At 55.8% G+C, this 19,486-nt stretch carries 17 protein-coding genes and 1 pseudogene; 6 read left to right on the top strand and 12 right to left on the bottom strand.

Going from position 1 to position 19,486, the window contains the following annotated elements; translation table 11 throughout:
- The coding region (locus tag VB734_RS11830) for a hypothetical protein (protein ID WP_323243360.1) at positions 1–587 on the bottom strand (587 nt) is incomplete at its 3' end.
- A 134-nt stretch (positions 588–721) separates the two neighbouring features.
- Between VB734_RS11830 and VB734_RS14665 the strand changes: the two are divergent.
- Together VB734_RS14665 and VB734_RS11820 are read left to right on the top strand one after the other, a co-directional pair.
- Positions 722–985: pseudogene (locus tag VB734_RS14665) on the top strand (glycosyltransferase); the annotation flags it as partial.
- A 192-nt stretch (positions 986–1,177) separates the two neighbouring features.
- Positions 1,178–2,986 carry a glycosyltransferase gene (locus tag VB734_RS11820; protein WP_323243358.1) on the top strand — a complete coding sequence of 603 codons (1,809 nt, stop codon included), beginning with the start codon at positions 1,178–1,180 and terminating at the stop codon, positions 2,984–2,986.
- A gap of 3 nt (positions 2,987–2,989) precedes the next feature.
- Here VB734_RS11820 and VB734_RS11815 read toward each other — a convergent pair whose 3' ends face one another.
- The 10 genes from VB734_RS11815 to VB734_RS11770 all read right to left on the bottom strand — a co-directional run bounded on the left by VB734_RS11815 (position 2,990) and on the right by VB734_RS11770 (position 13,121).
- Positions 2,990–3,940 (bottom strand): hypothetical protein, encoded by a 951-nt coding sequence (locus tag VB734_RS11815; RefSeq protein WP_323243357.1) that lies wholly within the window; start codon positions 3,938–3,940, stop codon positions 2,990–2,992.
- Positions 3,941–3,967: 27 nt separating this feature from the next.
- Entirely contained in the window at positions 3,968–4,831 is an 864-nt protein-coding gene (locus VB734_RS11810) for a phytanoyl-CoA dioxygenase family protein (RefSeq protein ID WP_323243356.1), read from the bottom strand.
- On the bottom strand, positions 4,831–6,684 hold the full coding sequence (locus VB734_RS11805) for a glycosyltransferase family 2 protein (protein ID WP_323243355.1): 1,854 nt from the start codon (positions 6,682–6,684) through the stop codon (positions 4,831–4,833). The genes VB734_RS11810 and VB734_RS11805 overlap by 1 nt, the downstream gene beginning before the upstream one ends.
- Positions 6,685–6,850: 166 nt before the next feature.
- On the bottom strand, positions 6,851–8,050 hold the full coding sequence (locus VB734_RS11800) for a hypothetical protein (RefSeq protein WP_323243354.1): 1,200 nt from the start codon (positions 8,048–8,050) through the stop codon (positions 6,851–6,853).
- Complete coding sequence (locus tag VB734_RS11795) at positions 8,040–8,741, bottom strand: ABC transporter ATP-binding protein (RefSeq protein WP_323243353.1); 702 nt, start codon at positions 8,739–8,741, stop codon at positions 8,040–8,042. Before VB734_RS11795 ends, VB734_RS11800 begins: the two co-directional genes overlap by 11 nt.
- Before the next feature lie 4 nt (positions 8,742–8,745).
- A complete protein-coding gene (locus VB734_RS11790; protein WP_323243352.1) occupies positions 8,746–9,483 on the bottom strand; it encodes an ABC transporter permease in 738 nt (245 codons plus the stop codon).
- A 79-nt stretch (positions 9,484–9,562) separates the two neighbouring features.
- Positions 9,563–10,681 carry an SLBB domain-containing protein gene (locus VB734_RS11785; protein WP_323243351.1) on the bottom strand — a complete coding sequence of 373 codons (1,119 nt, stop codon included), beginning with the start codon at positions 10,679–10,681 and terminating at the stop codon, positions 9,563–9,565.
- A gap of 9 nt (positions 10,682–10,690) precedes the next feature.
- On the bottom strand, positions 10,691–11,395 hold the full coding sequence (locus tag VB734_RS11780; protein WP_323243350.1) for a glycosyltransferase: 705 nt from the start codon (positions 11,393–11,395) through the stop codon (positions 10,691–10,693).
- A 242-nt stretch (positions 11,396–11,637) separates the two neighbouring features.
- Complete coding sequence (locus VB734_RS11775) at positions 11,638–12,882, bottom strand: beta-ketoacyl-[acyl-carrier-protein] synthase family protein (RefSeq protein ID WP_323243349.1); 1,245 nt, start codon at positions 12,880–12,882, stop codon at positions 11,638–11,640.
- Positions 12,879–13,121, bottom strand: a complete 243-nt coding sequence (locus tag VB734_RS11770; protein WP_323243348.1) for an acyl carrier protein — start codon at positions 13,119–13,121, stop codon at positions 12,879–12,881. The genes VB734_RS11775 and VB734_RS11770 overlap by 4 nt, the downstream gene beginning before the upstream one ends.
- A 132-nt stretch (positions 13,122–13,253) precedes the next feature.
- Here VB734_RS11770 and VB734_RS11765 point away from each other — a divergent pair, with 132 nt between their 5' ends.
- Both VB734_RS11765 and VB734_RS11760 read left to right on the top strand, forming a co-directional pair.
- On the top strand, positions 13,254–14,453 hold the full coding sequence (locus VB734_RS11765; protein ID WP_323243347.1) for an aminotransferase class I/II-fold pyridoxal phosphate-dependent enzyme: 1,200 nt from the start codon (positions 13,254–13,256) through the stop codon (positions 14,451–14,453).
- The gene (locus VB734_RS11760; protein WP_323243346.1) at positions 14,440–15,570 is read left to right on the top strand and encodes a hypothetical protein; all 1,131 of its coding nucleotides are present in this window, start codon (positions 14,440–14,442) and stop codon (positions 15,568–15,570) included. The genes VB734_RS11765 and VB734_RS11760 overlap by 14 nt, the downstream gene beginning before the upstream one ends.
- On the opposite strand, the gene VB734_RS14660 is transcribed toward VB734_RS11760, so the two are convergent.
- Positions 15,530–16,324: an SDR family NAD(P)-dependent oxidoreductase gene (locus VB734_RS14660; protein WP_416238052.1), complete on the bottom strand. Its 795-nt coding sequence runs from the start codon at positions 16,322–16,324 to the stop codon at positions 15,530–15,532. The two genes, VB734_RS11760 and VB734_RS14660, sit on opposite strands and share 41 nt — an antisense overlap.
- A 56-nt stretch (positions 16,325–16,380) precedes the next feature.
- On the opposite strand from VB734_RS14660, the gene VB734_RS11755 reads away from it, so the two are divergent.
- Both VB734_RS11755 and VB734_RS11750 read left to right on the top strand, forming a co-directional pair.
- Positions 16,381–17,988, top strand: coding sequence for a capsular polysaccharide biosynthesis protein (locus VB734_RS11755; protein WP_323243345.1), 1,608 nt, complete (start codon positions 16,381–16,383; stop codon positions 17,986–17,988).
- A gap of 161 nt (positions 17,989–18,149) precedes the next feature.
- Entirely contained in the window at positions 18,150–18,977 is an 828-nt protein-coding gene (locus VB734_RS11750; RefSeq protein ID WP_323243344.1) for a hypothetical protein, read from the top strand.
- The last annotated feature ends 509 nt before the right edge of the window (positions 18,978–19,486 follow it).

Here is a 19,486-nt window from a genome sequence, read left to right as displayed (position 1 = left end):
ACCTCGCACTCGCCAAGGCCCAGCACGACGCCCTCGCCTCCGAGAAGGACGCCGCCATCCACAGCGCCAACGATCTCCAGCTCCAGCTCAACGCCCAGGCCGAAACCCTCCACCAGGCCCAGGCCGTTCGCGATCAGCAGGCTGAGCAGCTCAAGGTATCCCAGGAAGAAGCTGACCTCACCATCCTGCAGCTCCACCAGGTGCAGGAGGAGCTTGAGCGCTACTTCCTGCGCTCTCGCGAACAAGAAGATCTCACCGCCCAGCTCCAAACCAAAGACCAAGCCCTCCAAACCGCAGAGGCAAAAGCCACTGAACTCACCAAGCAACTTCAGCGGGTCAACCAGGAGTTTTACAGCCTTCAGCAGCGTCTTGACCAGCTGAGCAAGTCCCAGAACGATCTCACCGCCCAGCTCCAGATCAAAGACCAGGCCCTCCAAGCTGCAGAAGCCAGAGCCGCTGACATCACCAAGCAACACCAGAAACGCTCTCAGGAGCTTGAGATTGCCAACATGAACATGAAGGAGACTCAGGAAGAAGCCGAGCTCACCCTCGTACAGCTCCACCAGGTGCAGGAAGAACTCGAGCACTACTTCCTGCGCTCACGCGCAGGGGACGAACTGACCCAGGCACAGGCGCACGAACACGCAAGAGCAATGAACCTGCTGGGCCGCATGATCAGGCTGCAGGCCACGGGCCTTTGAACCCGCAGGTTTCGGTGTTGATGCCCTGTCTCAATGCAGGGCCATTTCTTCACGAAGCCATTACCTCGGCGTTGGCACAACCGGAAATTCTTGAAGTACTGCTCGCCGATGCTGGCTCCACCGATGGCAGCCTTGAGCAGATTGAAGAGTGGAGCCATCGTGATCACCGGCTGCGCCTCGTGTCCCGCCGGGATACAGGCCCAGCAGATGCACTCAACCAGGCCTCCGCCCGTGCCCGCGGCAGCCTGATTGGTTGGCTCAATGCCGACGATCTCTACCCCCCAGGCTGCCTGCAGCGGGCCGTGGCTGCCCTGGCCGACCATCCCGACTGGCTGATGGTCTACGGCGAAGGAGAGGAATTTGATGACGCGTCTGGTTTTCTGCGGCCCTACCCCACAGTTCTTCCCTGCGCCGGTCTGGAGGGACAGCGAAACCATTGCGGCATCTGCCAACCTGCCGTGCTCTGGCGCCGCTCCATGGGTGTGCTGCTGGGACCCTTCAACACCAACCTGAACACCGCCTTCGACTACGACTACTGGCTGCGTGCCTTCACGGCCTTCCCCCACCGCATCGGCTATCTCCCCCACCTTCAAGGCCGCACCCGCCTGCACAGCAGCTCGATCACCAGCCTCCAGCGCGGCCTCGTGGCTGTCGAGACCACCCGGCTGCAAGCCACTTACTTCGGATCAGCCAGTGGTCGGAATCTGCACAACTACGGGCTTGAACTCCAGGCCGGTCATGCCCAGCTACCAGCAGATCAGACCCTGTTCCAGCAGATGGACAAAGTCATTGCGCAAGCCAGTACGGCTCTCTCACCCCATGCAGAGGCCTGGCTCCGGCAAACCTGGTGCCCTCAGGCGGATGCACAGCTGAAGGAGCAGCAAGCAGCACAACTGCAGCTCCAGAAATGCCACAGCGTGCGGATTCTTCAGATCGCCCATCCCCAGCTCTGCCTCAAGGCCCCCTCGCCTCCGGCAGGCCCCCATCGCCGCCTGCTGGCCGGCATCGACCAGCATGGGCCGTACAGCTTGTTGTTGCAGCAGGATGACGTGCTGCATCAGCGATATCCCCGCCTGAAGGGCTCCTCACCCTCCCCTCCACAGCCCAGCTCCCACTCACCCTGGAGCGACCGACCCTTTGGCGTTAATTTGATCGGGCATGCTTTCCATGTCTTCGGCGTCGGCGAAGACATCCGCATGGCCGCCCGTGCCTTGGCCGCTGCGGATGTGCCCTTCACCGTAATTGATGTTCCGGCCTTCAACGGATCAGCAACAAACGATCGCAGCCTGGAAGACTTGATCCACCCTGGGCCTTCAGGCCCCTACGCCTTCAATCTCATCTGCCTGCAGCCCATCAGCCATGCCCAATGGCTGCTCCAGAATGGCCTGACACCACAGCAAGGGCACTACACAATCGCCGCATGGCCATGGGAAACCGATCGCTGGCCCCAAGCCTGGGAACCACTGCTTGAGCACTGCGATGAACTCTGGCCCGCCAGTAGTTATATCCATCGAGTCCTGCAGCCGATGGCAGCACAACACGCCATCCCGATTCACACCATGCCCATGGCCGTGGACATCACAGCAACCAATGTGAAAATAAGCGAACAACAACGTCGCACCCTGCGGCATCAATTCCACTTGCCACTATCAGCCACGCTGTTCGTCTACAGTTTTGACTTCAACTCCACCACCATCAGAAAGAACCCCCACGCGGTGATTGAAGCCTTTCAACTCGCTTTCCCTGATCAGCAGCAGCAGAAGGTTGCACTGGTGATCAAGGTCCTTTCCCCATCCCCTGCTAGCCACGACTGGCAATGGCTGCAGGCTCGCCTACTGGAAGATCCACGCATCAAGCTGATCGCAGAAAACCTTGGGCGGGAAGACCTGCTCAACCTCTACGCCTGCTGTGATGCCTTCGTGAGTCTGCATCGTTCAGAAGGATTCGGACGGTCTCTAGCGGAGGCCTTGCAGCTCGGGCTCGCCGTGATTGCTACCGACCATGGAGGCAACACGGATTTCTGCCAGGGGCCACTGGCCCATCCGGTGCCCTGGCGTTCTGTGCCGATTCCCCCCCAGGCCTACCCTCCCGCCGACGAACGGCACCGCTGGGCAGAACCCGACATCGCATCAGCCGCGAAGAGCATGAAAACGATCGCAGCCATGGACGGGGCCCGGGAAGCAGACGTGGCGGAAGCAACTGTGGCTTACAAACAACAGTTTAGCCCCCATAGTGTAGGTGAACGCTATCGGCGGCGTTTGGAGGCCATCTGGCAGCAACCTTGACGGTCAACTCCTGAACCCGAACAAACGGAGCAAGCGATCGCGCTTCCGCCGCGGGCGGCTTGCCTCAAGGGACTGTTGCTCACGCCTCTGCTGCTGGAAAGCTTCCGCGCGGCTGACTTGAGCATCAAGGGAATCCAGAAACTGCCTGTACTGCTCCAAGGCCTGCCAGTTCGCCCGCAAATCAGGTGGTGCCATGGCCACTTGGGAGGCATACGGCGACCCGGAAGCAGGATGCATCAATGGCTCAGCAGTGGTAATCTCCGCTTTCGCAACACACGGCAGACGAACCGCACCAGCCCCAGGCAGCTGGATGCTGCCTTCGGCGTCAAAGCAGACCTGCACCTCCTGACCTGCCCAGGCAGGAGGCAGCTCGTGCAGCTCGATCTCAAAACCACAGCGCTCCGGAGAGCCCTGGGCGCCCATACCCAGTCGGTAGCGATCACAACGAAGCTCGATCGCAGGCTGGCCGGCAGTCAGCAGCCAGACCTCAATCGGTTGTTCAGAACTCTGGCCGCGCCGGAAACACCAACCCTGGAGAGCATCGCCATCAGGGCTCAGCCCGTCAAAATGGCCCACGGCGCCGCGCACCTGCGGGGCCAACACCGTCTTAAGATGTTCGGCGGTGCTGGAAGGCTGAGGCTGGTAGAGAAGCTCGACAGTAGTGCTTCCATCAACAGACAGACCCAGCAGGCGAGGTGGATCCTCAAAGATCACGGCGGGAAGATCGCCACTCAACTCCAGCTGAAAACCGAAGGTTCCCTCAAGCCCGAGCTTTTGGCAGACATCCTGACGATGCTGGTTAATCAGCGTCCGTCCCAGCAGATGAGACCCTGCCAAAAGACGCACCTCCGTAAGCACTGCATCGTTGCAATGGGCCCAGCCTGCAATCAGGCCTGGCGTGATCGTATCGATGCCTCCGGAGTGCTTGGGCTTTGAACGACGACGACGAGCCACGAAAGTACCCGGCTGGAGTTGCGCCCATTATCCCTTGAAGCAGCCAATCCGGGGGTTCCCCGTGGCCACATCCTGAGGTTGTCGCATGCAAGCACCTCCGTCCGAGAGCCCGAAACTATGCATCGGAGTGGTATAAAGGCAATCGGCAAAGAACATGTGGTTCACTTGGCTCCAACGCGTGCGCTCACGGTTCTTTACCGGGAGCCCGCCGTGAAGCAGATTGGCATGCCAGACCAGAACTTCTCCCTGCCGGGGCAGGAAGGTTTTGGGCTGGAAGCCCTGCTGCCGTATCTCTCTCCGCCAGATGGGCTCGAAAAGCCTCTGCGGGTGCGGTTCAGCCGCAATCTCCGATGGAGTCATACCCTCAGATTTAGCGCTACGATAAGGTAAGCGATGGCTACCGGGGTAGTACACCAAGGGACCTGCATCTTCATGAACATCCTCAAGGGCCATCCAGACTCCACACATGAATCCATGGGGGTAACTATGGAAGTGCACAGCATCACTGTGGAAATGCTGCTGGCTACCCACTGGAAAATTCAGCGTTTGGAAGCAAAAGGGCTCACGTCCGAAAAGAATACCGAGAAACTCCAGGACCACCGGATGCAGGGCCAGTTCCCGCACAGCTGTGCATTGATTCCAGCCATCCTGCAAACGTAGATTCTCGGCGCTGCCAGTTCGCCATCCCTCAAGATAAAAATGAGTGGAAAAAGAGCGACGAATCTCATCCGCTCGCTCTCGGAAGGTCGCGTCCGCCAAATCCAGCAAACAGAAACCCTGCTCCGCCATAGCTAGGGCCTGTCGGCCATAAGGTCCGAAAACTCCATCAGCCACCCGGTCACCAATATCGGGCAGGTCGATCAATGGGATACTCACTAAGTCGAGACCCATCACCTCGACTCCCGCATTGGCTCAGCACGCCGCAAACGAGGAGCCGGCCCATCAAGACGGAGGGAGAAGTTCTCCTCCTGGAGGCTGAGCTCAGGATGGTAATAGGGATCTGCTTCAAGTACGAAACCCCAGCGCTGTTTCATCACCTCACGCTCCTTGTGCCACTGGCTAAGGGCCTCGGGTGTGATCGGTGCTCCCCGGCTCTTGGACTCATGGTGCACCAGCACAGCCTCAGGACAGTAGAGATTTCTATAGCCCGCAGCCCTCGCCCGCAGGCAAAGGTCAAGATCGTTGTAGGACACATGCAGCTTCTCGGCATCAAGGCCCCCCAGCTGTTGAAACAATGAACGGCGAATCATCAACGCGGCTCCCGTGACTGCACTGAGATTCTGGGTAAGGTGGACACGTAGCTGATGACCAGCTTCCGATGCTGGCTGATACTTATGACTGTGGCCTGCCACACCCCCGATGCCAAGGATGACGCCTGCATGCTGCAACGTGCCATCTGGATAAAGTAGCTGAGCTCCCACACACCCGATCTCCTCCCTCAGGGCTTGACCTGCCATAACTTCTAGCCAACCATCATTCCGAGCTTCAATGTCGTTGTTCAACAACAACAGAAGCTGCCCTTGAGCAACGGCAGCCGCCGAATTATTGAGTGCCGAGTAATTGAACGGGCCTGGGCAACGTAGAACCTTCGCCCGTCGCGTTGTCTCAAGCTCCCTCAGAAAGTTGAGTGTGGATGTCTCTTCACTACCATTGTCAACCACCAACAGCTCAAGCTCCAGCCGAGTTCCAACCAAGGCCAACACAGAACGGAGGCACGGCTCCAGAAGCTCTAACCGATCCCGTGTAGGCACGATCACACTCACAAGAACGGGACTGTCCTGGAGGGGCCAGAACAGCCGATGCCCTCCGCCTGCTCTTGCCTCAACCACAGGACTGAGACCGTGACGCTCGAGGTGCCGTTGGACCATGGAAGCGGAAGCATCGTCTCCTCGGCCGGTGGGCCTGTGGTGGCTCAACACCTCCGGCCAATGCCAGATCTGCTCCGAGAGGCAGACCTGGGACAGTTCCAGCAACAGGCCATAAGGGGTGGGTTCTTCGCCGCTTACGCACAGCCGCAGTTCCGCTTCCTTCAAGCGATCCGCCCGTACCCAAAAGCAACGAATGTAGTGGGGATCGGTGAGTAGCAGATCGGGATTCCAGGCAGGTTTCCAGTTAGGCGTGTGTCGTACGCCTTGCGCAGAAAGCAAATCACTGTCGGCATAGATGAGCTCAGCCTCAGGTACCTCTTGAAGCAGCTGGGACATACGTTCAAGCGCGTCAGGAGCAAGACAATCGCCATCTTCCAACACAACCCACCAGTCAGTCTCGTCTAAGGCCCCCGGCGACCAAAACTGGAAACGTATCCGGCGCCATGCCTCTGCAGACGGCTTCAGTCGTGAACGGCGGGGCGCCTCCACCTGCTGAATCCAAGCGGCGTAACCCTGGCCGTCAACCCGACGCCGGGCAAGGAGAGCATTGTAGTCAGCCCAGATGCGTGCATGGCTGAGCATGCGGTTGCTGCCAATGACCCTGCCATAAAGACCATGACGAGTGCGTAGATGCCTTGCGACACGGTAATGGGCCCTCGGGGAAAACAGCGGCTGATATCGTAGTCGTAGCTCTTGGATGTCGCCATCAAGGTGAAAGAAACGAAGCTTTAGGTCCTTTCTGCCGCGGCTGGAAATACGAATCAAACGACGACGTTCGAGGCCATTGGTGACCTGCAGGGACTGAACAAATGGCTCTGTGCCACGGCTAAGCTCGATCCGGTAGCGATGCTGCGGTCCTTGCAACAGAATTCCCAACCGATACCAGCCGGGTTGCAAAGCGGAGTCACTGATCCAAGTCGGGCAGTCAACTGAGTCCAACCATCGTCCAGGCAGCAGCTTCCAGCGACTAAAGAACAAGGCAAGAGCCTTTCGCCTCCACTGCCGACCGGTTCCACCGTGCCTAGCCAGATGAAGGATCAGCTTACTCACGATGGCTGTCTTGGACCCCTAAGACAAACTTACCCAGACTTAAGCCCACCAAAGCAATAGCAGCAACAGTGAAGAATCCGCGGAGGCGCCAGTTAAATGCAGGCGAATCAGGAAGAAGAGGTGCAGACAGAATGGCCATGAATTTCTGCTGTCGTTGAGTATCAACACGAGCTTTCTCGGCAGAGATGAGTGCTGTTTTGTAGAGGTCTGCAGCAAAATCGACAGCTGACTGGTACTTGAGAATGTCAGCCGCCTTACGATTGAGGTTGCGGCCAGAGCCTTGGCGCGACACGAGACCTTTGCGTTCAGAATCAATGAGACGCTGGAGTTCTGCAATTTGGTCAATAACGGCCAAGAGATCAGGCTCATCCTTACTCTTGTATTGCTGCTCAAGAGTAAAACGCTGGAGCTTCAGCTCTGCCAGTTTCATCTCTAAACCTCCAACAGAGTTGGCCACAATCCCCGCCTCAACTTTGGGGTCAATCACCTCTGTGGAACTTTGGAAAGCAAGCAAGCGTTGCTTGGCTTTGTCAAGCTGTGCCTGAGAACTGGCCAGTTCCTTTCGGGCGAACTGTAGTTGGGCCTCCCCAATACGCTGGTTCAAGCGATTGACAAACTGTTCGCTTTGCTTCAACAAGAAATTATTGAGCTCATAAGCGGCTTTAGGAGACAATCCGACAGTGGTAAGAGTGATAACCCCAGAAATCTCATTCAGTTGAACCTGTACCTGCTTCTGAAAGAATTTGAGCCGATCTTGACGATTTGCACCACTTGGCAAGCCTGCAAAAAGGTCGGGGGAGAATCGTGCATATGCAGCATCAAAATCATAGGTTTTGAGCAGATCCTCCAGCACCTGCGGTGAGGTGAGGTAAGTGCGTAGGTATCGCGCATCTTCCAGAGAGTTCTGACTAGAACCTGCAAACAATCCAGCTAAGCCGCTGGTAGCGCCGCCACCGAGGGAGATGTCTTCCGCGGACCGGCGTACGACATAGCTCGACTCCACGGCATAGCGATCGCGTGCAATTGCAAAGAAATACACTCCGGCCAGCACTATGGGCACAAGTACCAACTGAAGCACAGACCGCTTCTTTAGCCAACCCAGCAGATCAGGTTTCTTTGCCCGAAACTTCAAATGAGTCTGGGCATGATGAAAAGCCTGAATTGTTTTTTGCCTGGCGACGTTAAGCTGCATGAGATAGTTCCGCAGTATCAGGTGGAAGTTCAGCCAAGAGACTCTTGGTATGAATATCTATCGCCTTCTGAACATCATCAAATTCCAAGACCTTTCCTGATTCCAGCAAGAAGGCTCGGTTGCAATGAATCTTCAACCCCCACAGGTTATGATCAACCATCAAGAAGTTTGCGGTTTTCTTTCGTTCCAGCAAAAGCCTTTTGCTCTTTTCTCGAAATTTCTGGTCTCCAGCTGCCGTGATCTCATCAATCAGATAATAATCAAATGGGAACGCCATCGACAGTCCGAAGCTCAGACGAGACTTCATCCCTGAAGAGTATGTCTTGAATGGCCGATCAAAATAAATACCAAGCTCTGCGAAGTCCTCAACAAACTTGATGCGATCTTCAAGGTCACGCCTCTCCCCGTAAATCATGCTGACGAATGTCACATTTTCCCGCCCAGTCAGACTTCCCTGGAATCCACCCTCAATTCCAACAGGCCAGGAGATCGTTCCATCACATTGAATCGTACCCTGATCAGGAACATCAATCCCACCGAGCAGCTGTAGTAAGGTGGATTTTCCGGCACCATTGGCACCGATGACAGCGATCGATTCATCACTGCCTATCTCAAAGCTTAAGTTATCGAGGACCCGCTTTCTCTTGCCTTTATACAGGTAGCTCTTGGTAAGCGAATTGACGCGAATCATTAAATTAACGCCTAATCAAAGCTCTCTCATTACTAGTATAGCACCACAGGGCAAGGCTAAGGTAAATCAAGGCAAAACCAGAAGGGTAAGCCAGAGAGATCTGCGAAGGAATCTGATAGTCAATGCTCAAGGCTTGACGAGCCAGCTCAATACACTGGAGAAGTGGGTTATAGACGAGCAGGTCTCTGGCAAATTGAGGAATCTGAATAGGAGAATAGATCACACCTGACGCGAAGTATAGCGCTCGGTTCACCCAGGAAAGGATCTGCTTAAGGTTGGCAAAGTAATGAGATCCAACCAAGGACAAAAGAGACGTACCGACTCCAAGCAGAGTCATCAGCACGAAGGACATGACCAATAAGGGAAGATCTCGAAGTACCAGAGCATACAAATGTGCCCAGACAAGGCTGAACACCACAATGGCCGCACAGGCATAGAGGCCTAACTCTTCGATGGCCTTGGCCAGAACCGTGTCAATGGGCTTGACACGTCGATAAAAGAACAGTGCCCTATTTGCCTCCATGGTTGTCAAGCCATGGGACGCAACACGCGAATACAGATTAAAAAGTATAACCCCTGGCGCCAGAAAGAGAATGATATTAAGATTATTCACTCTCGTTGCTGGGCTCGCAATCATTCGCAGTGCTGCCCAAACCGCGATCTGGCCGATCGGCTCAACGAGCACGGCGAGGAAACCACCATGGACATCGCTAACGCGGCGTCTTAGCTCGCGGTAAACCAACGCATTGACAACGCGCCACTGAATTTCGAAACCACTCAGTCTTCGGAGCCTTGTCCCTGTGCCTTCCATGGTCAATGGTTCAGTTGACACCTAACAGACGCAGCAAAGAAGCTGCATTGATGACAGGACCTACCGGTTCGAGGGTGGCGCGTACGGCATCGTTGAAAGCGGATCTGCGATTGCGGTTAACCACAATGACATCTCCATCTTGCAAGGCAGGATTATTGTCACTACCCAGGGGATCGGATGGATTGAAGCGGACCTGCTTTTGGGTTATTGTGCCATTGGGTTCAAGGCGAAGTAATTGGACGTTACTGACGCTGGCTCGCTCCTTGACAAAGCCTCCGGCACTCAAAACTGCATTACTGAGATGGCTGTTGGCCCGAATCTTGACAACTCCGGGACGCATGACCTCACCCACAACATTCACACCAATGGTGTCAGGAGCGAAGGTTGATGCTCCGATCTTGATCAAATCCGGATAACTGAGATCATCTGCGGGCGTCACCATAACCACATCTCCGTCAAAGAGAATCGGATTCTCTATCTGCCGGCCATCTCGTAGGGCCTCCCAGAAGTTGACCCTTAGCTCTCGTTGGGAACCTGGGCCAAACTGGCGCCTAAGAATGACAGCTCGCAAATCACCTCGGGCTGTGATTCCCCCCGCCTTCTGAATGGCTTCGACCATGGTGGGCCAACCACTCGACTGGATAGTGGTTGAACCAGCTGAACCAGCCACATCACCAGCGTTGTCCAGCTGATAATTCCCAGAACGATCCAGACTGTATAAGCCGGGCCGCTGGACCTCGCCAGTGACAGTGATCCGCATGGGACGCGCAGCCACCAGATCCAGAGAAACAATGGGACGGCGCAGGAACCTGGAATAGGCCTTACTGATCCGATCTCGGGCCTGATCCAACGTCAGCCCAGCAACAAAGATGCTGCCTATCCTGGGGAAACTGGCGGTACCATCTGCAATCACCTCAGCAAGACCCTCGTAGCCAGGTATCTTAAAGACTGACATCCTGACACGATCACCTGGGCCAAGTCGATAGCGCAGATCTCCGCTGAATAATGTGGGCGCCACTGGGGTGGCGGCCATAACACTTAGTGGCAGGTAGATCGTTGGCGAAAACGCCAAAAGGTTAATGACTGCAGCAAAAGTGAACCTGGAGAACGAACGGGTAAGATCAATCATGAATCTGCCTTAACGAACAAAGTCATAAGCACGACTTCGAGAGGCTTTTGCCAATCGCTCGCACCATTGCGGATTGGTTAGCAGCCGATCGATTGCATTGAGCCATTGATCACGCTGATCACTTAGGAGCAGGCCATCTTCGCCATGCTTCACGAGCGCAGAGTAAGGCAGTTTATCACTATACAAGCCAGCAGCACCGAGTCGAGCTGCGTCAAAAAACTTCACCGCCGCGCGGGCCCGATTGAATCCGTTGTCCATCAGCGGGCACAGAAGACAATCCAGCCGCTGGCTAGCTGTCAGTTGGAGATAACGCTCCCAAGGAACGGGTTGGTGGACACGAACTCTCGGCACAGATCCGTATAGCCTTCGCATTTCCTCATCACCGTAGAGATCAATCAATGTATGAGAGTACCTCTCCTGCACCTTGAGAATGAGTGGGTAAAGCCACAAAAGTTCCTGACGATGGGACGCTGTTCCGTGATAACCAATGGAGAAGCTCTTGACTTGCGCTAGGACACGCAGCTGTGGTCGTAAGGGAATCAGCACGGGATTCAAACTGGCATAACGCTCAGCGAGGACTGGGGTGCTGACCCAGAGTTCTTCGCACCAGTCAAGGATGGTGAAACGTTTCGACCAAGCCAGACGACGTAGTTTGTTGGCATACTTATGGGGTAACACCTCAAATCCGTCAATGTCTAATAGATCATCATCCATCCAATATATGCAACGCTGACCCTGGATCTTGGCTTGTCGTAGCCAGCCTCTCCAGCGCCATCCCCGGGGCCAGTAGCGTACAAGCATGACCACTTGAACCTGCTTTAGCTGCGATCCAAGATCCTTAGGAGGACGCTGACGAGTGTCCAGTAGTATCGGCCTCCAATGGCGTGACTTGAAAGCCGAATAAAGGAAAAAGTCCAGACTGGATTCAGCCCCCTGATGCAACACAAGGATCGAGGTCAAGCACTTGCCCACAGCAGGCTCACATTGTGACCGCCAAATCCAAAAGAGTTCTTGATGGCCAAGTGCCGACTCCTACGGCTTAGATTCTCATTGCGATTCCTGGCAACCCGAAGCGGGATCTGAGGGTCGGGAGGATCTGAATTAAGGCTTCGCGGTACTACCGCTTTCTGCAGGGCCTTGAGGGTCAGTATGGATTCCACGGCTCCCGCTGCCCCCAACAGATGGCCAAGGCCGGCCTTGGGCGCGGTGACCCAGACGTGATCGGTGGCTGAGCCCAGCACAAGCCGAAGCGCCTGTGCCTCTGCCATATCGCCCAAGGGCGTTCCTGTAGCGTGGGCGCTGATCATCGAGAGATCCTCTGGCCTCGCATCTGCACCCCTCAGGGCCTTCCGGATGGCCTCGGCAGCATGCAGCCCGTCAGGTTGCGGCATGGCCAGGTGGTGAGCATCGCTCGTCATGCCGGCTGCGAGCAAAAGCCCTTCAATCGGCGCATGTCGTGCCTCAGCATCCCTGAGTCTTTCCAGAACGAGCGCCCCTGCACCTTCCCCAAGGACAAACCCATCGCGGCCCTCCGCAAAAGGTCGACAGGCGCTTTGCGGATCCTCATGTCGACAGGAAAGCGCTCGCATCTCCGCGAACCCACGCATGGTGGCAAGGTGGATAGGTGCCTCAGCTCCCCCGACCACAACCACATCTGCATGGTCGGAAGCTAACAGCATCTGCCCCCAGATAATCGCCTCAGCGCCACTGGAGCATGCCGATACAGGCGCATGTGCGCCACCGTGGGCCCCCAAATCAATAGCCACCTGAGCCGCCGCCGCATTTGGCATGGCCATAGCAACAGCTAAGGGGTGTATACGTCTGGCACCCGCTGCATTGCGCTCATATTGCTGGATCAAGGTGGATTGGCCTCCGATCCCAGTGCCTAGCACCACGGCCAAACGACCTCCAAGGACATCATGGTCTCCCAGGCCACTGGCGGACCAAGCCTGCCGCGCCGCTAGAAGCGCAAACTGACTGAATCGATCCAGACGGTTGGCCAGGAATTCACCCAAGAGTGACTCAGGCATAGTCTGTACAGTTGCTGCAAGGTATTTGTCCCTACCACTAGCCCAGGATTCATAAAGATTGGCAGAAGCAATAAATCCATTAAGGCTGGCAGCGAAAGCATCATTAGGGTTGCATCCGAGAGGCGACATGCAACCCATCCCAGTGACAGCGATCGGATATTGACTGCTCATTCCAATTGAGATTTAACAAACTTGACAACATCCCTGACGGTTTTTACGTCAATAAGCTGGTCATCAGCTATCTGAATGCCGAACCGGTCCTCGGCGTCCATAACCAACTCGTATGTTCCCAATGAATCAATACCAACATCCTCAATTAAACGCGAGTCAAGCTGGATATCGGCCAACTCCTGAGGCACAACCCTCTTCAGTATTGTGACGACTTCGGCGACGATTTGATCGTCGCTCATGGCAAGCAAAGTTTCTCTTTCGATTCTCTTTACCGCACTTGGCATTGAAACAACTAAAAGAGAGCCAGTTTATAGCTTAGCACATAGAGCGCTGCTTGCGCTAGAATCATAAGATTTCGTGGCCCTAGACCGATGCCTTGGCAACAGGCTTCTCTACTCTCCAGTCAGAAGCTTGTGCAACGGCTCATGCAACGCAATGGGCTCCAAGAATCCGATCTGCCATTTTTTTCCAGGTCCAATTATATCCAACCCCTGGATCAGAAGCAGTACTCATCTTACGATTATCTGAATCTCAAGACTCATCCATCCGTCATCGAAGCAGCTTCCGTGGCCCTCAAGGATTACGGTCTATCGACTTCCGCAAGTCGCCTGATGGCTGGGGAGTTACCCCACCATGCCGCACTTGAGTCCCTCCTTGCACAGATCTATGGCAAGGAATCAGCGCTGGTGTTCGTCAGCGGCCACGCTACCAATGTCAGCACGATCGCGGCACTTGTTGAGCCCGGTGACCTGGTTGTTCTGGACCAGTACTCTCACAACAGTATCCAAATGGGAGTTCGCCTTTCCGGAGCCAGGCGAATGGTGTTTCCCCATAACGATACAGAATGCTTACAAATGCTATTGGACAAGTACCGCTCTCATTACAGACGCTGCCTAATTGTTACGGAAGGACACTTCAGTATGGACGGTGATAGTCCAGACTTGGCTCTCCTGCTACGGCTTCGAGATCAATATCAGGCCTTACTTATGGTGGATGAAGCCCACAGCCTCGGAGTACTTGGACGCCAAGGGTTGGGATGCCACGAACAACATGGAGTTGAGCCTGGCCAAGTCGATATATGGATGGGCACCCTGAGCAAGAGCCTAGCTTCCACCGGCGGCTTTATTGCTGCCAGTAGAGCCATTACTCAGCATCTCAGATTACATGCTAGTGGCTTCAGCTTCAGCGTGGGACTCAATGCACCTTGCTGTGCTGCCGCACATACAGCTTTGAAGATTTTACTGAGCGAACCGGAGCGGGTTGCCACGCTCCAAGCCAATGGTCACTATCTGGCCGACACGGCTCGAAAAGCGGGGTTGGATGTGGGGCGAAGCCTTGGGATGGGAATTATTCCAATCATGCTAAACGATCTCCGCCATACCTTTCTTACCGCAAATCATTTGCTCTCCAAGGGCTGGGGTGTTTATCCTATCGCCCCTCCAACCGTACCCAGCAACCGCTGTCGCCTACGCCTTTTTGTCCGTTCCGATCACTCACAAGAGAGTATGCACGATTTGGTCAAGACTCTTTGCAACGCTATTCACCAAACGAAAGCTGATGCAGTTGGTTGAAGTCCATTCAGCCCTGGATCACCATCGATTCAGGGCTGCTCTTGGTATCGGGCTGGAACCAGCGCAACGACCCGACTGGTTTGCTCATTTTGATGAAGTTCTGCGCAGTTCAAGCTGGTTCCAACCCTATCTGCGACGCACACCTCACCAGCGCTGGATCCTTAGAGATCAGCGGGCAACGATTGGCAGGATCATGGCCATGCATCCTGCAGAAGGGCCGTCACGATTCGGACTCTATAGCTGTATCGACAACCCGGAAGCCAGCCTGGCTCTTACTCGAGCAGCCGAAGCCTGGGCGCGAGACAGAGGGTCTCGGATAATCATTGGGCCTTTCAATCCTTCTATTCATGACGAGTGTGGTTTACTAGAGCACAGCACATGTCCGTCACTTTACGGCTATCCACAGACGCCTGAACATTATATTGACAATCTGGAGTTCTGTGGCTATCAGCGTGCAAAACGATTATTAACCTTTCTTCAGACAGACGAACGTAACGCTACACGCATTGCTGCGCGTATGCAGCCCTTGCTTGAAGTCATGCCGGAGCACGGACTAAGACTGGAAGTAGCCAAATGGTCGACTCTGGGCCGTGACGTCCAGTGGGTGGAACATTTGATTAACAACTGTTGGGGAAGCAATTGGGGCTTTGAACCGATCGGCAAAGCGGAAGCCAGGAATCTGGTTCTGAAGGTACTGATGTTCCTACCTAGAGGTGTTCTTTCATTCGTATCTTTGCATGGAAAGCCAGTTGCCGTTTCTTTGGGCATCCCGAACGCCAAAGAAATCGCCTCCGAACTAAACCCCAGCCTTGGAATCCTCAATTTGCCACAGCTATTCCTGCGTTTACGACGCTGCCAATGTAAACGCGGTCGGATCGCGCTTTTGGGAGTCATTCCAGAATTGCAGGGATCTCAACTGTCCCTGATGGCCTGCACCGCGATGCTCCGCCACTTGATCAACACGGGACAAGCCTTGGGGAGCTGTTCCGCAAGCATGGGCTGGATTCTCGAAGATAATCACTCCATGCTTCGTTTCCTTAAGCTCTATGGAGGCGAGCAAGTGATGTCCCACCTGATCATGGCAAAGAGCCTCGATACGCTCGACCAGGAGCAATGATCCAGCGCAGAAGAGCTTTTGGCAGCCATTGCCCGATCCAGATAAGCAATGCCAATCTGCGCGGGAACAAGATGATTCGGCGTCGAGCCCTCACACCCCGGAGAATCCGATGAGCTGCGCTTTGCGCAGTGCATTGGAATGGCCGAGGACCTGGATAGCCCTCTGCCATTCCTGTGGCTACGAATCCTGGAAACACCTGACTGAAGAACACCTCCGTTTCAGGCGCAGGACGGGCGGCATAGAAATCCTCCAGTGCCTCCACCAAAGAATGCTGGGCAGCTTTCGCCACGCAGTAACCAGGAGCTTCACCCAACGCCAGGAACGCATTCAAGGAACTGACCACAACGCAATGGAGATGTCGCCGTTGCTCCACAGGTAGACTCAATCCCACCTGCAGCAACGAAAGCGTACAACTGAGATTGTGATGGATCTGGTCTTGAAGTCGCTCCCAGTCAGGGCCTCGATCGGTCGGGGTCCGCTCCAAGGACACCGTCCCGGCATTGGCAATAATTACTTGTATGCCTCCATCTCTTGCGAACTCGGCCACGCTTTCGGCCACATCTTCACGATTTCTCACATCCAAGGCCCTCCAGTACACAAGCGCCCCCTTGGCACGACATCGCTCTGCAACTCTGTGGAGGCAGTCCTCGTTCCGGGCCAGTAGTAGTAGAGCGATGCCTGGAGAGGCCATAACCTCTGCCAGGGCGGCTCCAATGCCACGGCTGGCACCTGAGATCACCACCTTCTGGACCATCCCCACTCAGCCCCCTGCTCGCCAACACCTAACTTTGCTCCACCTGGCCCACTCTGATGGGGAATTCCCTGGCCCCCCTGTACGGACTTGAGCAGCCGACCTGGTTTTCCAGGCTTTGGCGCCCAACGCCCTTAAGCCGTTGCCCATGGATCAGGCCTCCGCGGGAACTCTGCCCGCTGTCGCCCCGCCAACGGATCCGGCTGGAGAACCTGCTGCATCGGTGGCGCGAACTCGAACTAAGCGCATGGAATCAACGCCAGCGGGCAAGTCCGCCAGAGAGTCCATTCGTACTGCAGTCGATTTCCTTCCGAGATCGCCACCTTTCCCGCCTGGCCACACACCTCTACCCCGGGGCCACCGTCCGGGATCTCCGCCAGGAACGGCAACACCCCGCACCACTTCTGGCAACCGCTGCCGCACTGATCACCAGCGACTGGCGATGGGGCCTGGAAGCCCTGATCTGGGAGCTCACGGTGCACGGGCTTTCGCAACTGCCGGTGGAGCGCGACCGTCAACTCGCCCTCCTGTTTCGATGGCTTGTCAAGGACAGCACCTATTGGGATCCCACGCGCCGGCAGCGCTGTCCTCCGGAGCGAATTCTGGAGCTGGTGGGCTTGCAGCTGGAACGTCGCCGCCGCTTTCCTGAGAGGATCGAGGCGTTCGGAATCCATCCATTCCATCACCGAACACTTCGCTTCTACCTGGCTGGGAGTTCAGTTCGCTTCCGCCCACTGCATGCCAGACCCAGTTCCTCGGCTCAGGCCACAGCAGTGCTGGGCAGAGCAGCCAACAGAAAAGCCTTGGAAAGGGATCCTCGCAAACCGCTGATTCAATTGGAAGATGGTTTTCTTCGCTCCACCGGCCGAGGAGCCCACCTCCAACTGCCGCTATCCCTGGCTGTCGATCCTATTGGCATTTACTTTGATGCTACCCGCGCCAGCGCACTAGAGTGCTTTCTTCAGGATCACTCGTTCCTTCAGGAGGAGCGTCAGCGGGCACTGCAGCTACGGGAGCAGATTCTATCGGCTTCCCTGAGCAAATACAATTTGGATGGAGATAGCTGGGAACGGCCTTCTCTCAACAAGCCTGTGGTCCTTGTGGCTGGACAAGTCGAGCAAGATGCCTCTATCCGCTATGGGGCCCCAGGCATCCGGACCAACCTAGAGCTGGTCAAGGCGGCTCTTCGACTAGAGCATGGGTCCTACGTGATCTACAAGCCGCACCCATTCGTAGTGAACGGGAGAAGGCCTGCCGGACATGGTGAGAATACCATTGGCAATCTCGTGGATGCTGTTCTGCCTCATGTTTCCATCGATACGTTACTCAGGCAGGTGGATCGAGTTCATGTGCTTACCTCCGGCACAGGATTTGAGGCTCTGCTGAGGCAGGTTCCCGTTGTCTGCCATGGCCTACCGTTTTACGCTGGGTGGGGTCTTACTCAGGATCACCTTGTCTGCGCGCGTCGCCAACGTCAACTGAGCTTGGATGAGCTGGTCTTCGGGGCTCTGATGGCCTATCCAAGGTATGTCAGTCCACGCTGTGGGTGGTTCGTCACCGCCGAGCAAGCGGTGGAGCAATTGATTTCGCTGCAATCCAATCCACCCACCCGCTTCGGGCTTGCCAGGCAACACCTCGCTGCATTTTTGCCCACGCTCATACCATGATCTTCCAGCGAAAGCCATCAGAGTCCCACGGTGCACTCATGCTCGGGGGGGATTCGGAGAACCATTTAAACTCAGGCTTCTGGCGTCTGAATTCAACCCAGATGCATGGGATCCCACCCGCCACCGTCGTCGTGGCTGGCCTTGGCCGGTCCGGAACCTCCATGCTGGCGGCGGTTCTTCAGGCTGCAGGCATCTCCATGGGGGAACAGACGGCAACCGGCACACACGAAGACCAGCAGCTTGCGGCCTTGCTGCAACAACGGCGGCGTCGAGAGCTACAAAGGCTGATTAGGCAGCGCGACGATGCTTACGCACTCTGGGGCTTCAAGCTTCCATCGCGCCAAATCCTGGAACACTCCCTCTTTCGGATGCTGAAAAGACCCTACTTGGTGGTGATTTTCAGGGATATTCTTGCTATCGCTGGCCGGCGCCAGGTTTCAAGGGGGGAACAGTTGATGGGTCAACTCACACAGAGCCTGAGCGAATACCATCGGCTTCTGGAGTTCCTGAAAAAAATCGATATTCCCTGCCTGCTGATTTCCTACGAAAAGGCCCTGCTGAACCCTGATACGCTAATTGACCAGCTAGATTGCTTCCTTGATTTAAATCTGGACGGCCCCACCAGATCTGCCTGCCGATCAAGTATTGAGATATCCCCGGAGATCTATCGCCGAGAAGTCCGAAATCATCAGGGCTGGCAGGGGCGCCTAGAAGAAATCCATAGGGATAAGATTATGGGTTGGGCCTTTGTAGGAAAGGCCACTGTACCGGCAACTGTTGAGATCTTGATCAACGGGTTTCGCCGATATTCTTGTCGAGCCGACAAGCCTAGACCAGACGTCCAGAAGGAACATCAGCTGGAAACATCTGCCTGCGGCTTTTGCTTGGAACTGGATGATCCATCGGAACTGCTACAAGAGGGAGACAGGGTATCAGGGCGAGTCGCGACAATGAAGATGGATCTTAGGAACTCACCGCTGACCTTCTAGGGAGAATTCCGATGTCGAAGTGCAATGTTAGCCGAAAGATAGATTGCGAGCTGTTCGAGGAAGGCCCCTTCCAGGGCCCATGGGTCATTTGGGTGACAAGGCTGACCTCACCCCGTCTCCGTTAAGAGTGTCAGGCAGCCACAGGGGCGGCTTGACGGGAGAAACGAACGATGTTGTTCGCTGTTACGGGTTCGCTCTGACCGAGCAGGCTTCAGTCACCCTCCTCATGCCCCGTCGAAACCATTGCAGCCCCGTGATGACGCACCGCCTGCGGGGCGGTGGGTCGGGGGAATGGAGCTGAGCGGAATCGAACCGCTGTCCGAAACACTGGTGTGGATCACCTAGTTCGTCCGAGGACGAACCTGTTCATCCTGCCACCTCCCCGCCGGTCCAGACGCGGCCACCGGCGGTGGGCATCCCCGTACAGGGGGACCGCCAGCCAGCAGCATGGAGCGATGGCCAGCTCCTCCTGCTTCGACGTCATTGCCGTGGTGCCCCCGGGGCTGGAG

This window comes from Synechococcus sp. BA-124 BA4 (assembly GCF_034931165.1).
Note: the sequence above shows the minus strand (reverse complement) of the source record. Positions and strands in the feature narration are given on the sequence as shown.

Excerpts from the sequence above, each read along its gene's own strand:
- VB734_RS11795 (WP_323243353.1), bottom strand. The coding sequence starts at position 8,741 with ATGATTCGCGTCAATTCGCTTACCAAGAGCTACCTGTATAAAGGCAAG.
- VB734_RS11755 (WP_323243345.1), top strand. The coding sequence starts at position 16,381 with ATGGGGAATTCCCTGGCCCCCCTGTACGGACTTGAGCAGCCGACCTGG.
- VB734_RS11800 (WP_323243354.1), bottom strand. The coding sequence starts at position 8,050 with ATGCAGCTTAACGTCGCCAGGCAAAAAACAATTCAGGCTTTTCATCAT.
- VB734_RS11820 (WP_323243358.1), top strand. The coding sequence starts at position 1,178 with ATGGGTGTGCTGCTGGGACCCTTCAACACCAACCTGAACACCGCCTTC.
- VB734_RS11765 (WP_323243347.1), top strand. The coding sequence starts at position 13,254 with ATGCCTTGGCAACAGGCTTCTCTACTCTCCAGTCAGAAGCTTGTGCAA.
- VB734_RS11775 (WP_323243349.1), bottom strand. The coding sequence starts at position 12,882 with ATGAGCAGTCAATATCCGATCGCTGTCACTGGGATGGGTTGCATGTCG.
- VB734_RS11780 (WP_323243350.1), bottom strand. The coding sequence starts at position 11,395 with ATGGATGATGATCTATTAGACATTGACGGATTTGAGGTGTTACCCCAT.
- VB734_RS11750 (WP_323243344.1), top strand. The coding sequence starts at position 18,150 with ATGCTGGCGGCGGTTCTTCAGGCTGCAGGCATCTCCATGGGGGAACAG.
- VB734_RS14660 (WP_416238052.1), bottom strand. The coding sequence starts at position 16,324 with ATGGTCCAGAAGGTGGTGATCTCAGGTGCCAGCCGTGGCATTGGAGCC.
- VB734_RS11760 (WP_323243346.1), top strand. The coding sequence starts at position 14,440 with ATGCAGTTGGTTGAAGTCCATTCAGCCCTGGATCACCATCGATTCAGG.
- VB734_RS11810 (WP_323243356.1), bottom strand. The coding sequence starts at position 4,831 with ATGGGTCTCGACTTAGTGAGTATCCCATTGATCGACCTGCCCGATATT.
- VB734_RS11770 (WP_323243348.1), bottom strand. The coding sequence starts at position 13,121 with ATGAGCGACGATCAAATCGTCGCCGAAGTCGTCACAATACTGAAGAGG.
- VB734_RS11785 (WP_323243351.1), bottom strand. The coding sequence starts at position 10,681 with ATGATTGATCTTACCCGTTCGTTCTCCAGGTTCACTTTTGCTGCAGTC.